This window comes from Rhizobium sp. USDA 3886, assembly GCF_056279785.1.
Window position 1 is genome coordinate 826384 of record NZ_JBWCDC010000001.1, and the last position, 12326, is coordinate 838709.

General features: G+C 60.0%; 14 protein-coding genes and 2 pseudogenes. 10 read left to right on the forward strand and 6 right to left on the reverse strand.

What is annotated here, in order from left to right; translation table 11 throughout:
* Positions 1-39: 39 nt before the first annotated feature.
* The 6 genes and pseudogenes from ACZ9BX_RS04280 to ACZ9BX_RS04305 form a co-directional block, all read right to left on the reverse strand.
* Positions 40-210 (reverse strand): annotated as a pseudogene (locus ACZ9BX_RS04280) (DUF1254 domain-containing protein); the annotation flags it as partial.
* Position 211: 1 nt separating this feature from the next.
* Positions 212-456: pseudogene (locus tag ACZ9BX_RS04285) on the reverse strand (helix-turn-helix domain-containing protein); the annotation flags it as partial.
* 37 nt (positions 457-493) lie between these two features.
* Complete coding sequence (locus tag ACZ9BX_RS04290; RefSeq protein WP_476215939.1) at positions 494-925, reverse strand: HIT family protein; 432 nt, start codon at positions 923-925, stop codon at positions 494-496.
* Positions 926-978: 53 nt separating this feature from the next.
* Positions 979-2169, reverse strand: coding sequence for a GNAT family N-acetyltransferase (locus tag ACZ9BX_RS04295; RefSeq protein WP_476215940.1), 1191 nt, complete (start codon positions 2167-2169; stop codon positions 979-981).
* Between the two features lie 78 nt (positions 2170-2247).
* On the reverse strand, positions 2248-2967 hold the full coding sequence (locus ACZ9BX_RS04300; RefSeq protein WP_476215942.1) for a glycerophosphodiester phosphodiesterase: 720 nt from the start codon (positions 2965-2967) through the stop codon (positions 2248-2250).
* Positions 2964-3434, reverse strand: coding sequence for a RidA family protein (locus ACZ9BX_RS04305; protein ID WP_027509397.1), 471 nt, complete (start codon positions 3432-3434; stop codon positions 2964-2966). Before ACZ9BX_RS04305 ends, ACZ9BX_RS04300 begins: the two co-directional genes overlap by 4 nt.
* Before the next feature lie 137 nt (positions 3435-3571).
* Here ACZ9BX_RS04305 and ACZ9BX_RS04310 point away from each other — a divergent pair, with 137 nt between their 5' ends.
* From ACZ9BX_RS04310 to rseP, 10 genes are all read left to right on the forward strand, one after another.
* On the forward strand, positions 3572-4411 hold the full coding sequence (locus tag ACZ9BX_RS04310; protein ID WP_027509398.1) for a cell envelope integrity EipB family protein: 840 nt from the start codon (positions 3572-3574) through the stop codon (positions 4409-4411).
* A 143-nt stretch (positions 4412-4554) separates the two neighbouring features.
* A complete protein-coding gene (locus ACZ9BX_RS04315; protein WP_476215945.1) occupies positions 4555-5265 on the forward strand; it encodes a pentapeptide repeat-containing protein in 711 nt (236 codons plus the stop codon).
* 53 nt (positions 5266-5318) lie between these two features.
* Complete coding sequence (locus ACZ9BX_RS04320) at positions 5319-5963, forward strand: metallophosphoesterase family protein (RefSeq protein WP_476215947.1); 645 nt, start codon at positions 5319-5321, stop codon at positions 5961-5963.
* A gap of 187 nt (positions 5964-6150) precedes the next feature.
* Complete coding sequence (gene rpsB, locus ACZ9BX_RS04325; RefSeq protein ID WP_027509401.1) at positions 6151-6915, forward strand: 30S ribosomal protein S2; 765 nt, start codon at positions 6151-6153, stop codon at positions 6913-6915.
* A 241-nt stretch (positions 6916-7156) separates the two neighbouring features.
* On the forward strand, positions 7157-8083 hold the full coding sequence (gene tsf, locus ACZ9BX_RS04330; RefSeq protein ID WP_132566300.1) for a translation elongation factor Ts: 927 nt from the start codon (positions 7157-7159) through the stop codon (positions 8081-8083).
* A 95-nt stretch (positions 8084-8178) separates the two neighbouring features.
* Complete coding sequence (pyrH, locus tag ACZ9BX_RS04335; RefSeq protein ID WP_022715485.1) at positions 8179-8901, forward strand: UMP kinase; 723 nt, start codon at positions 8179-8181, stop codon at positions 8899-8901.
* 54 nt (positions 8902-8955) lie between these two features.
* The gene (gene frr, locus ACZ9BX_RS04340) at positions 8956-9516 is read left to right on the forward strand and encodes a ribosome recycling factor (protein ID WP_022715486.1); all 561 of its coding nucleotides are present in this window, start codon (positions 8956-8958) and stop codon (positions 9514-9516) included.
* 35 nt (positions 9517-9551) lie between these two features.
* Positions 9552-10295: an isoprenyl transferase gene (locus tag ACZ9BX_RS04345; RefSeq protein WP_027509405.1), complete on the forward strand. Its 744-nt coding sequence runs from the start codon at positions 9552-9554 to the stop codon at positions 10293-10295.
* A 3-nt stretch (positions 10296-10298) separates the two neighbouring features.
* Entirely contained in the window at positions 10299-11135 is an 837-nt protein-coding gene (locus tag ACZ9BX_RS04350; RefSeq protein ID WP_027509406.1) for a phosphatidate cytidylyltransferase, read from the forward strand.
* A gap of 28 nt (positions 11136-11163) precedes the next feature.
* On the forward strand, positions 11164-12297 hold the full coding sequence (gene rseP / locus ACZ9BX_RS04355) for an RIP metalloprotease RseP (protein ID WP_476215951.1): 1134 nt from the start codon (positions 11164-11166) through the stop codon (positions 12295-12297).
* The last annotated feature ends 29 nt before the right edge of the window (positions 12298-12326 follow it).

Sequence of the window (12326 nt, forward strand, 5' to 3'; positions counted from 1 at the left end):
TGCGGCCTTCGATTTTTCTGGGTTTTCGTGTGCGCGCAAGGCTGCATGTTCGAGCGACAGATCCTTGAACGCGAAGGTCTTGCCGGGACCGATGCCAATCTTCGCAAGTTTCGCGCGAACAGCCTTGTCCCTTGGCGTCTCGGGGACGAATTGCAGGGCCGCGTCGAGATACTGGAAGACGTTATCCTTGATCCAGGCGGTGGTGGCAGGTGAGCCCTTCGACCCGATCCTTCACGAAACGCCTGCGCCACTTTCCAACAGTATGCTCATGCACCCCAGTTGCTCGGCGCCATCGTTGCTCTGAAGACCTTCGCCACAAAGCAGGACCATTCGGCAACGCTCCGATAGCGACCGCGCCGCCTTATGCCGCCGAACCTGCGCTTCGAGAAAGCTACACTCCTCAGCGCTCAACACAACTGTATCCGCCCACCCGACCTGCCATCGCAAAACCTCCACAACCGCTCGTCTCGATACGAATTCCGGTTCCAGAAGACTAGTTCCCCAGTTCACCCTTGATCTTCTCGGCATGGGCTGCAAGCACGTCGCCATCCTCCATTTTGCCGGAATGCGGTTTGAGGGTAACGCCCTCGTGGCGCGGGATGACGTGGAAATGCAGGTGGAAGACGCTCTGGCCGGCGGCCGGTTCGTTGAACTGGCAGACCAGGACGCCATCGGCATCGAAAGCCTCTTTCACGGCCTTGGCGATTTTCTGGACGACGGGAATTGTCTGCGCGAGGACCGTGGGGTCGGCATCGAAAATATTGCGCGACGGTGCCTTCGGCAGGACCAGGACATGGCCGGGCGCTTGCGGCATGACATCCATGAAGGCGACCGTATGCTCGTCCTCGTAGACGCGGTGCGACGGGATCTCGCCGCGCAGGATCTTGGCGAAGATATTGCTGTCGTCGTAAGCGGCGCTGGTCATCTCGAAATCTCCTCGTTTTTCGGTGATCGGGTAGCGCAGCAAGGGCGCGAGCGTCAATCCTCCTGTTGCCGCTCGCCTTTGCGGAACGGGCTGTGTTCGGCGAGAACCTCGTTCATGTGCTCGACGTCCTCGCGTTCGCGTTCCAGGTAATCGGCGATCGCGCGCCTGAGACCGCCATGGGCAACATAGTGCGCCGAATGCGTTGTCACCGGCAGGTAACCGCGTGCGAGCTTGTGCTCGCCCTGCGCACCCGCTTCAACGCGTTTCAGGCCCTTGGTGAGCGCGAAATCGATCGCCTGATGATAGCAGACCTCGAAATGCAGGTATGGGTGGTCTTCGACGCAGCCCCAATGGCGGCCGTAGAGCGTATCGCCGCCGATGAAGTTGATGGCGCCTGCGACATAGCGGCCGCTGCGCTTGGCCATCACCAGCAGGATGTCCTCCGGCATGCGCTCGCCGATCAGCGAATAGAACTTGCGGGTCAGGTACGGCCGTCCCCATTTGCGGCCGCCAGTATCCATGTAGAAGGCGAAGAACTGGTCCCAGATGTCTTCGGTAAGATCGCTGGCGGTCAGCCAATCGATGCTGATGCCGTTTTCGAGTGCCGTGCGCCGCTCCTTACGCAGCGCCTTGCGCTTGCGCGACGTCAGCGTTTCGAGGAATTCCTCGTGATTGGCATAGCCCTCGTTGATGAAATGGAACTGCTGGTCGGTCCGGTGCAGATAGCCGTCGGTCTCGAAGACGCCGATCTCGTCTTCCGGCACGAAGGTGATGTGCGCGGATGAAACGCCGAGGCGGCGGACGACTTCCTTCAGGCTCTCGGCAATGGCGTTCTGGATCGGCCGCCGTTCAAGGCCCGCGGCAACGAGCAGGCGCGGACCGGTCGCCGGCGTGAAGGGGATCGAGCATTGCAGCTTCGGGTAATAACGCCCGCCGGCGCGCTCGAAAGCATCCGCCCAGCCGTGGTCGAAGACGTATTCGCCCTGGCTGTGATTCTTCAGATAGCCGGGTAGGGCGCCGATCAACTCGCCCTTATCCGTTTCCAGTAGCAGATGATGGCCGAGCCAGCCGGTTTGCGCCGTCGCCGAACCCGATTCTTCGAGGGACGAGAGGTAGGCATGCGACAGGAAGGGATTATAGGCGAGCGTCGTGCCTTCCTTGGATGTACCGGAAAGCCGAGACCAACTCTCCGGGGAAATCGCGGTGAAGGACCGCTCAACGCGGATCGATAGTTCGTCTGTCATGGAGCAAATGCGAGGCCCTTGGGAGGAGGATATTGGCTCTCCTTCAGTCTGCGCACGATCTTGTCGAAAAAGCGAGCGTCAAACCGAAACGCGGGGATCGAAACCTTCGAACGTCATCTGATCGGCATTCTCGACGGTGTGTTGGCGCGCCTTCTCGTCGCGGACCGTCCAGGTGATGACCGGGATGCCCTTGGCGCGCTGGCCGGTGATGAAGGGGTTCGGCAGATCGGCGAAGAAATAGGAGATGAAATCGAGGCCGATTTCCATCGCTCGTTCGTGGTTTGCGAATTCTTCCGGCTTGTTGCCGCCAGCGGTGAGGCCGAGCGGGTAGGGCGCATTCAATGCTTTGAGGTCGCGCAGCAGCCAACGGTCGAAGCTCATGAGCGCGACCTTGCCCTCGTAGCCTTCCAGCACTTCGAGCACGGCTTCGGCAAACCCCTCGTCATCCGCTTCGCGGCCCTTGAGTTCGAGGACGAGCGGAACCGTGCCTTTCACGAGATCGAGCAATTGCTTGAGCGTCGGGATCTTGTCGGCCGTGCCACCGACGGACAGCAGGCCGAGCTCCCTGGAGGTGCGCTCGCGGATATCACCCTTCATGTTGCAGAGACGTTCGAGATTCTCGTCATGAAAGACGACCGGAACGCCATCGGAAGCATAATGGAGGTCGCATTCGATCGCAAAGCCGGCTTCGACGGCACGGGCGAAGGCAGAGAGCGTGTTTTCCCAGATGAGCTTGTTGGTGTCGTGATAGCCGCGATGGGCGACCGGCAGTTCCTTGATCCAGGCGGCGGAGGTCATGACGCAATTTCCATGATGGCATCGATTTCGACGGCGGCGTTAAGCGGCAGCGCCGCCATGCCAACGGCGGCACGGGCATGCTTTCCAGCCTCGCCGAGGACGCCGGCGATCAGGTTCGAGGCACCGTTGATGACAAGATGCTGTTCGACGAATTCCGGGGTGGAGGCGACGAAGCCGTTGAGCTTGATGACGCGCTTGATGCGGCCGAGATCGCCTCCGAGTGCCGCCTTAGCCTGGGCGAGAATGTTGATGGCGCAAAGCTCGGCGGCGCGCTGGCCGGCGGGAACAACGACGTCTCGTCCGAGATGGCCGGAGACGGCGACCTTGCCGCCTTCGAGCGGAAGCTGGCCGGAGATATAAAGGAGATTGCCGCTGATCACATAAGGCACATAATTGGCAGCGGGTGCGGCGGCTTCCGGAAGAGTTATCCCCATTTCCGTCAGGCGGGTCGCGATTTCATTCGACATTTTCGTCTCCGCTTTTTGTTTCAGTTCTTCAAAAAAGTATGCATCGGGACTAGAATCTTGCGTATGACGGTTTCGAGCCTCGATTTGGCCGAAAGCGTTCTTATAACATCGCGGCCGAGTCCAACAGGAGATAATGGATGTTCCGACCGAGTCTTGCCGCCCTTCTTCTTGCAGGCGTCGCAACGAGTGCCTGGGCGGCTGCGCCTGCCTCCGGCGCTGCGATCGCCTCCGGTCTTGTCGCCCACCGGGCAATCTACGATCTCGAACTGAAGGACGCGACCGAGCGCTCTGGCATCGCCGGCATGCACGGCCGCATGGTCTACGAGTTCAACGGCAATTATTGCGAGGGTTTCACCACCAATTTCCGCTTCGTGACGCAGATCAACACCGGCGACAGCACCCGGGTCAGCGATCAGCAGACGAAGACCTTCGAAAACGTGAAGGACCGCAGGTTCACCTTCGAAACGAAGTCTTTCACGGACGATCAGCTCGACAAGGAAGTCAACGGCGAGGCGAACGACAAGCCGGACGGCGTGACAGTCGATCTCACGCGCCCGCAGAACAAGGAGTTGCAGCTTGCCGAAAGCCGCTTCCCGACCGAACACATGCTCGATGTGATCGAGAATGCCAAGGCGGGCAAGCGTTTCTTTGAAGCTCGCGTCTTCGATGGTTCGGACGATGGGGACAAGCCCCTGGTAACGACGACGGTGGTTGGCAAGCACATTACGCCGGTTGCCGGTGAGGAAGCGGATGCGGGCAATGCCGGCGCCTTCTCCAAGGAAGCCTTCTGGCCGGTGACGATCTCCTATTTCAACGAGAATACGAAATCCGATGCGCTGCCGGTCTACCGCATGTCGTTTAAGCTTTACGAGAACGGCATTACGCGCGATCTCACCATGGATTACGGCGATTTCGTTTTGACCGGCAAACTCGCGAAGCTGGAGATGCTGGACAAGAAGGCCGACACCTGCAAGTAAACCGCGGGCCGGCATTTAGGCGCGCCTTCAACAAGGTGTTATGCCTTATTTTTCTTTTTCGGGTGCATAATAGAAGTGCAGGACAGACATGTCCTGCCCGGGCCAGTCGCCGTTGATGGGGCGGAGCCGATAGGGGGTGGGATATGAAGAACGTGTCGCGGATTGCACGCTCAAGGCTTGCGGTGACGCTCGTTGCTGTAACAGCTGCGGTGTCCGGCGGTCATGTGATGGCGGCCGATTGCCACGACACGCCCAGTGCAGGCGTCGACTGGAGCGAATGCACCAAGAAGAATCTGATGCTCGAAGGCAGCGACTTCGAAAAAGCAAATCTCGCCGGTGCCGATCTGTCGCAGACCAGCCTCAAGAATGCGAACCTGGCTGCGGCAAACCTCGAGAAAGCCACCCTCATACGGGCCTGGCTCGAAGGTGCAAAGGCCGACGATGCCACGTTCGACAAGATCGAGGCTTACCGCGCTGTGTTTCAGGATGCTTCGGCGCAGAATTCGTCCTTTGTCAGCGCTGAACTGCAGCGCGCGGATTTCACCGGCGCGCAGCTGTCCGGCGCCAACTTCGAAAAGGCCGAGCTTGGGCGTGCGACTTTTGAAAAGGCCGTATTGACCGGCGCCAGGTTTGCCCTTGCCAATCTCTCCCGCGTCGACCTGAGCGGCGCAAGCTTCGGAGGTCCGGTCGATTTCGATCGCGCCTTCATGTTCCTGACGAGGATAGAGGGGCTCGATCTCTCCGCTGCAACAGGGCTTCAGCAGTCGCAGATCGAACTGGCCTGCGGCGACGCGTCGACCAAGCTTCCTTCCGGCCTTACGATGCCGAAGGACTGGCCCTGCGCAACGGACTGAGCGGGTGCGCAAAACGACAGCAATGAAACCAATGTCCCGCGGGAGGCGCAGGGATGAATTTCACATTTGCCGTTGGCGACATCCATGGGTGCCTGGAGCCGTTGAGAGAGATGCTGGACCGCATCCGGGCATATGCGCGCGCCGGAACGGTGGTTTTCATTGGCGACTACATCGACCGCGGTCCCGACAGCAAGGGAGTGATCGATCTCCTGATGAACGGATCGGGCAGCCAATCCTGGCGATGGATATGCCTGAAGGGCAACCACGAGGACATGATGCTGCGCGCCCATGCCAATGACGGCGAACGTATTTGGTGGCTCGAAAACGGCGGGCTTGAAACGGAGCTTTCCTATGGTGGCAAGGTGGCCGTGAACCATCTGCTGTGGGCCAGTCAGCTGCCGTTGATGCATATCGACAGCAACCGCATCTTTGTGCATGCCGGCGTCGTTCCGGATTTGCCGCTGGAGATGCAATCCCCGCAAGACCTGGTCTGGCTTCGGGTTCCAGATGACTATTCAACGGACTATTGGGGAAAGCACCTGTGCCACGGGCATACGCCATCGATGGCGAATCCGATGACCGTCGGCAACCGGACGAACATCGACAGCGGATGCGTATTCGGCGGTCCGCTTTCCTGCGCCGTGTTCGACGATTCGCGGCCGGGCGGGCCGATCGAGTTTATCCAAGTGCAGGGCTAAGGGCAGTCAGACGTCAGTTTTTTCGGCGAACGACTTGCATTTTCGACGGATCGACGGTAAGGGCAGCCGCATTCCACACGTAAGGCATGGGACTGTCCGGGAGAAATCCGGATTTTTCCGCCGGTGGCATCTTCGAAGAGGATGCTGTTCGCCTTGCGGAGGTTCAACCGGAAAAGGAGTCAAAGGCATGGCATTGCCTGATTTTTCTATGCGCCAGCTTCTGGAAGCTGGTGTTCACTTCGGCCACCAGACACATCGCTGGAACCCGAAGATGAAGCCGTACATTTTCGGCGATCGTAACAACATCCACATCATCGACCTGGCTCAGACCGTCCCGATGCTGTCGCGCGCCCTGCAGCTTGTCAGCGACACCGTTGCCCGTGGCGGCCGCGTCCTCTTCGTCGGCACCAAGCGCCAGGCTTCGGAGCTCATCGCCGACGCCGCCAAGCGTTCCGCCCAGTACTACGTCAACTCGCGTTGGCTCGGCGGCATGATGACCAACTGGAAGACGATCTCCAACTCGATCCAGCGCCTTCGCAAGCTCGACGAAATCCTTTCCAGCGAAGCCCAGGGCTTCACCAAGAAGGAGCGTCTGAACCTTGAGCGCGAGCGCGAAAAGCTCGACAAGGCTCTCGGCGGCATCCGCGATATGGGCGGCACCCCGGACCTGATGGTCATCATCGACACCAACAAGGAAAAGATCGCGATCGACGAAGCCAAGCGCCTCGGCATCCCGGTTGTCGCAATCATCGATTCGAACTGCGATCCGGACCTGATCGACTATCCGATCCCGGGCAACGACGACGCTTCGCGCGCCATCGCTCTTTACTGCGACCTGATCTCCCGCGCCGCTATCGACGGTATCGCCCGTCAGCAGAGCGCATCGGGCCGTGACCTCGGCGCTTCGGTTGAAGCTCCGATCGAGCCGACGCTCGACGAGGCTCAAGCCTGATAAACAGGCGGACGGGCCTTCCGGTCCGTCCAGCTTGACTGGATTGGGAAAGGCCGCGCGAGACTTTGCGAAGCTCCGGCGGCCTTGACCTTTTTAGGCGGCAGGTTCAGGCCCGTCCGCCCAACGAGTTTTGGTATGACGCGTCTTCATCACGCTGTCATACATAAAGGTACATTTCGTGCCTCAATCCGGTGGCGCAGAGCACTTTGCGGACCACCGTATAACCGACAAGAGGAAGCTTATGACCGAGATTACGGCTGCAATGGTGAAGGAACTGCGCGAAAAGACCGGCGCAGGCATGATGGACTGCAAGAAGGCTCTTGCTGAAACCAATGGCGACATGGAAGCGGCGATCGACTGGCTGCGCGCCAAGGGCATCGCCAAGGCCGACAAGAAGTCGGGCCGCACCGCTGCCGAAGGTCTCGTCGGCGTTGCCAGCGAAGGCACCAAGGCTATTGTGGTCGAAGTCAATTCCGAAACCGACTTCGTTGCCCGTAACGACGCCTTCCAGGATCTCGTCCGCGGCATCGCAAAGGTTGCCGTTTCGACGAACGGTTCTGTCGATGCCGTTGCTGCTGCGACCTATCCGGCTTCCGGCAAGTCCGTTGCCGACACGATCAAGGACGCGATTGCGACCATCGGCGAAAACATGAACCTGCGCCGCTCGGTTGCCCTCTCAGTCGAGGACGGCGTCGTTGCGACTTATATCCACAACGCTGTTTCCGACGGCCTCGGCAAGCTCGGCGTTCTGGTCGCGCTGAAGTCGACCGGCAACAAGGAAGCGTTGAACGCTATCGGCCGCCAGATTGCCATGCACATCGCTGCGACCTCGCCGCTCGCCATCCGTCCGGAAGAGGTCGACGCCGCTGTCGCCGAACGCGAACGCAACGTCTTCATCGAGCAGTCGCGCGCCTCCGGCAAGCCGGACAACATCATCGAAAAGATGGTCGAAGGCCGCATGCGCAAGTTCTTCGAAGAAGTGGCGCTGGTTTCCCAGGCTTTCGTCATCAATCCGGACCTGACGGTCGGCGCCGCACTCAAGGAAGCTGAAAAGACCGTCGGCGCGCCGATCGAGATCACCGGCATGGCACGCCTGCTGCTCGGCGAAGGCGTCGAGAAGCAAGAGACCGACTTCGCAGCCGAAGTCGCGGCCGCCGCCAAGGGCTGATAAAACTTCATATAATGTGAAAACGGCAGGGCATCGCGTGACAACGCGGTGCCCTTCGTGTATCCGGCAATCATGCCAATATACGAGGAGCCAAGATGTCGTCAGAGCCTGTCTATAAACGCGTTCTACTCAAGGCTTCCGGCGAAGCGCTCATGGGCAGCCAGGGATTCGGTATCGACGTTGCGGTAGCGGACCGCATCGCCTCGGATATTGCCGAGGCCCGCCAGATGGGCGTCGAAGTCGGTGTCGTCGTTGGTGGCGGCAATATATTCCGTGGCGTCGCCGTCGCCTCCAAGGGCGGCGACCGTGTGACGGGCGACCACATGGGCATGCTTGGTACCGTGATCAATGCGCTGGCGCTCGCAACGTCGCTGCGCAAGCTGAACATCGATACGGTCGTGCTTTCGGCGATCTCCATGCCGGAGCTCTGCGAGAGCTTCTCGCAGCGCGCGACGCTCTACCATCTGTCGATGGGCCGTGTGGTCATCTTCGCGGGCGGCACGGGTAATCCGTTCTTTACGACCGATTCTGCCGCTGCCCTTCGGGCCGCCGAAATGGGCGCACAGGCGATCTTCAAGGGTACCCAGGTGGACGGAATCTATTCCGCCGACCCGAAGAAGGACCCGTTTGCGACGCGCTTCGACCGGCTGACGCACCAGGAAGTGCTCGACAAGGGCCTTGCCGTCATGGACGTTGCCGCCGTTGCCCTCGCACGCGAAAATTCCATTCCGATCATCGTCTTCTCGATCCATGAGAAAGGCGGTTTTGCTGAAATCTTGACGGGCGGTGGCCTCAAGACCATCGTATCGGACAACTGATTGAGAGACAGCGCCGCGACGGCTGCGCGTCTTCGACTGACAGGAGTATTGAGCATGACTGAAGCCACAGACATCAAGGAACTGAAGCGCCGCATGGACGGCGCGATTTCCGCATTCAAACACGATATCGCATCGCTGCGCACCGGCCGCGCCTCGGCCAACATTCTGGATCCGGTGACGGTCGAAGCCTATGGTTCGCGCTTGCCGCTGAACCAGGTTGCCAATATCACCGTGCCGGAGCCGCGCATGCTTTCGGTATCCGTCTGGGACAAGTCGATGGTGAGCGCGACGGAACGTGCGATCCGCGAGTCGAATCTCGGCCTCAACCCGATCGTCGATGGCCAGAACCTGCGCATTCCGCTGCCGGAACTCAACGAAGAGCGCCGCAAGTCGCTGGTCAAGGTCGCGCATGATTACGCCGAGAAAAGCAAGGTTGCGATCCGCCATGTGCGCCGCGACGGCATGGACGGCCTTAAGAAAGCCGAAAAGGACGGTGTCATAAGCCAGGACGAAAGCCGGGCGCAATCAGATCGTGTGCAGAAAATGACGGATGAGATGATTTCCGAAATCGATCGCTTGCTTGCCGACAAGGAAAAGGAAATCATGCAGGTCTAGGGCTTTCACCTGCGCCCCTGGAGACCGGACGGGAAATGTCGGAACCAGTATTCTTGAGTATGCCAGAACATGTTGCCATCATCATGGACGGCAACGGCCGTTGGGCAAAGCAGCGAGGGCTGCCGCGCGCAATGGGTCACCGCAAAGGTGTGGAAGCCGTTCGCGAGACCGTGCGGGCCGCAGGCGATGCCGGCATCAAGTACCTGACGCTCTTTGCCTTCTCATCGGAAAACTGGCGCCGCCCGGAGGCGGAGGTTTCCGACCTCATGGGATTGCTCAAGGCCTTCATCCGGCGCGACCTCGCTGAGTTGCACGCGCAAAATGTGCGGATCAGGATCATCGGCGACCGGCATAGCCTTCGCAGCGATATCCTCAACCTTCTGCTCGAAGCCGAAGAGACGACTCGCGGCAATACCGCGCTGACGCTGGTTATCGCCTTCAACTACGGCTCGCGCGACGAGATCGCCAGAGCCGTGGTGAGCCTTGCCGAGGACGTCGAGGCCGGGCGGCTGCGGGCTGAGGAGATCACACCCGAGCTCGTCAATGCGCGGCTGGATACGGCTGGCATTCCTGATCCCGATCTTATCATTCGCACCAGCGGCGAAGAGCGCCTTTCGAACTTCCTTTTGTGGCAGGCCGCCTATTCCGAGTTCGTCTTCGTGCCGGAATATTGGCCGGATTTCGGCCGGGACCTCCTCTATGCGGCGCTCGAGAAGTTCGCGGCGCGCGATCGCCGCTTCGGCGGTCTGTCGGCGCAGGCCGCGGCAGTAGGCACCTGATTGATGCAACAGGAACTGAAACTCCGGATCATCTCAGGGATCATCCTGGCAATCGTCGTGCTCGCCGCGACCTGGTACGGCGGCTTCGCCTTTCGCTTGCTCTCGGCGCTGATTGCGCTGCTTATCTATTATGAATGGTCGACGATCACGCGGCTGCAAAGCGAACAGCCGGTCGCCAATGCGGCAGGCTGGGTGGGACAGGCGGCCATCACGGCTGCGATCCTGCTCGGCCGGTTCGATTTCGCGCTGAGCCTGCTCGTCTTCTTCTTCGCGATTGCTGTCGGTTTCGTGGCAGCGCAAAGCGCCAGCCGCTGGTTCCCCGCAGGCATCGTCTACGCCGGACTGACCGGCATCGCGCTCGCCGAAATCCGGGGTGGGGATGCTGCAGGGCTGCATGCCATGCTCTTCGTCTTCGCGGTGGTCTGGGCAACCGATATTCTTGCCTATTTCGTCGGCCGGGCAATCGGCGGACCGAAGCTCGCGCCGAAAATATCGCCGGGAAAGACGCAATCGGGCGCTTTGGGCGGCGCGGCCTCCGCTGTCATCGCGGGCAGTCTCATCGCCTACATCTTCATTCCCGAGGCGGACTGGCTGATGGCGGCCGCCGTCGCTTTCATTCTCTCCGTCTGCAGCCAGGCGGGCGATCTCTTTGAGTCCTTCATTAAACGGCGATTCGGTGTAAAGGATTCCAGCCATCTCATTCCGGGACACGGTGGCGTGATGGATCGCGTCGACGGGTTGATATTCGCTTGTTTTGCAGCTTTCTTGCTCGCGACATTATTTTCCCTGATAAAGGGTGACGGCGTGGCGCCGCTGGGCGCCGCCTTGTTCGGACTCTGATATTGCGCTGAGCGCAGCGGAAGGATTTATGGAAGGCATGACCGGTGTATTCGGCTTTGTGACGGGCTATATCATTCCGTTTATTCTCGTCCTCTCGCTGCTCGTTTTCGTGCACGAGATGGGTCACTATCTGGTCGGCCGCTGGAGCGGCATCCGCGTGCTCGCCTTTTCGGTCGGCTTCGGACCGGAGCTTGCGGGCTTCACCGACCGGCACGGGACGCGCTGGAGGATCGCGGCGATCCCGCTCGGCGGCTATGTGCGTTTCTTCGGCGACGAGGACGCTTCGAGCAAACCGGACATGAGCAAGCTCGAATCGATGTCGGAAGAAGACAGGGCGCGCTCGTTTGCCGGCGCGAGGCTCTGGAAGCGGGCGGCGACGGTGGCCGCAGGTCCCATCGCCAACTTTCTGCTGGCGATCATCATCTTTGCTGTGCTTTTCTCGATCTACGGTCGCTCGGTCGCCGATCCGGTCGTCGCTGAAGTGAAGGCGGAGAGTGCCGCCGCCGAGGCTGGAATTCTGCCCGGCGACCTGCTGATCGCAATCGACGGCGGAAAGGTCGAGACGTTCGACGATGTGCGGCGCTATGTGAGCATTCGCCCGGAACAGCGAATCGTCGTGACGATCGAGCGGAACGCCGAGAAGATGGACTTGCCGATGGTGCCGAAGCGCACCGACATGACGGACCAGTTCGGCAACAAGATGGAGATCGGCCTGATAGGCATTGTGACGAACCAGGAGGTCGGCCATTTCCGCGTGCAGACCTATACGCCGCTTGCAGCCTTGGAGGAGGGCGCCGTTCAGACCTGGCATATCGTCACTGGTACCTTCAAGTATATCGGCAATCTTTTCGCCGGATATATGAAAGCCGATCAGCTCGGCGGGCCGATCCGCGTGGCCCAGGCCTCCGGCCAGATGGCGACGCTTGGTGTTGCAGCTCTGCTTCAGCTTGCCGCGGTATTGTCCGTTTCGATAGGATTACTGAATTTGATGCCTGTCCCGGTACTTGATGGCGGACATTTGATGTTCTATGCGATTGAAGCTGTGAGGGGAAAACCTTTGGGGGCATCGGCCCAGGAAATTGCATTTCGCATTGGTCTGGCTATGGTTCTTTCACTAATGGTTTTTGCTACCTGGAACGACATCAGCGCGTTGATAGGTTAAGACGCGCGGTGAGGGAAAATTACCGTTTA

What these genes read in the sequence shown, in the direction of transcription:
- ACZ9BX_RS04290 (WP_476215939.1), bottom strand. Translation starts at nt 925, where the DNA reads ATGACCAGCGCCGCTTACGACGACAGCAATATCTTCGCCAAGATCCTG.
- ACZ9BX_RS04295 (WP_476215940.1), bottom strand. Translation starts at nt 2,169, where the DNA reads ATGACAGACGAACTATCGATCCGCGTTGAGCGGTCCTTCACCGCGATT.
- ACZ9BX_RS04300 (WP_476215942.1), bottom strand. Translation starts at nt 2,967, where the DNA reads ATGACCTCCGCCGCCTGGATCAAGGAACTGCCGGTCGCCCATCGCGGC.
- ACZ9BX_RS04305 (WP_027509397.1), bottom strand. Translation starts at nt 3,434, where the DNA reads ATGTCGAATGAAATCGCGACCCGCCTGACGGAAATGGGGATAACTCTT.
- ACZ9BX_RS04310 (WP_027509398.1), top strand. Translation starts at nt 3,572, where the DNA reads ATGTTCCGACCGAGTCTTGCCGCCCTTCTTCTTGCAGGCGTCGCAACG.
- ACZ9BX_RS04315 (WP_476215945.1), top strand. Translation starts at nt 4,555, where the DNA reads ATGAAGAACGTGTCGCGGATTGCACGCTCAAGGCTTGCGGTGACGCTC.
- ACZ9BX_RS04320 (WP_476215947.1), top strand. Translation starts at nt 5,319, where the DNA reads ATGAATTTCACATTTGCCGTTGGCGACATCCATGGGTGCCTGGAGCCG.
- rpsB (WP_027509401.1), top strand. Translation starts at nt 6,151, where the DNA reads ATGGCATTGCCTGATTTTTCTATGCGCCAGCTTCTGGAAGCTGGTGTT.
- tsf (WP_132566300.1), top strand. Translation starts at nt 7,157, where the DNA reads ATGACCGAGATTACGGCTGCAATGGTGAAGGAACTGCGCGAAAAGACC.
- pyrH (WP_022715485.1), top strand. Translation starts at nt 8,179, where the DNA reads ATGTCGTCAGAGCCTGTCTATAAACGCGTTCTACTCAAGGCTTCCGGC.
- frr (WP_022715486.1), top strand. Translation starts at nt 8,956, where the DNA reads ATGACTGAAGCCACAGACATCAAGGAACTGAAGCGCCGCATGGACGGC.
- ACZ9BX_RS04345 (WP_027509405.1), top strand. Translation starts at nt 9,552, where the DNA reads ATGTCGGAACCAGTATTCTTGAGTATGCCAGAACATGTTGCCATCATC.
- ACZ9BX_RS04350 (WP_027509406.1), top strand. Translation starts at nt 10,299, where the DNA reads ATGCAACAGGAACTGAAACTCCGGATCATCTCAGGGATCATCCTGGCA.
- rseP (WP_476215951.1), top strand. Translation starts at nt 11,164, where the DNA reads ATGGAAGGCATGACCGGTGTATTCGGCTTTGTGACGGGCTATATCATT.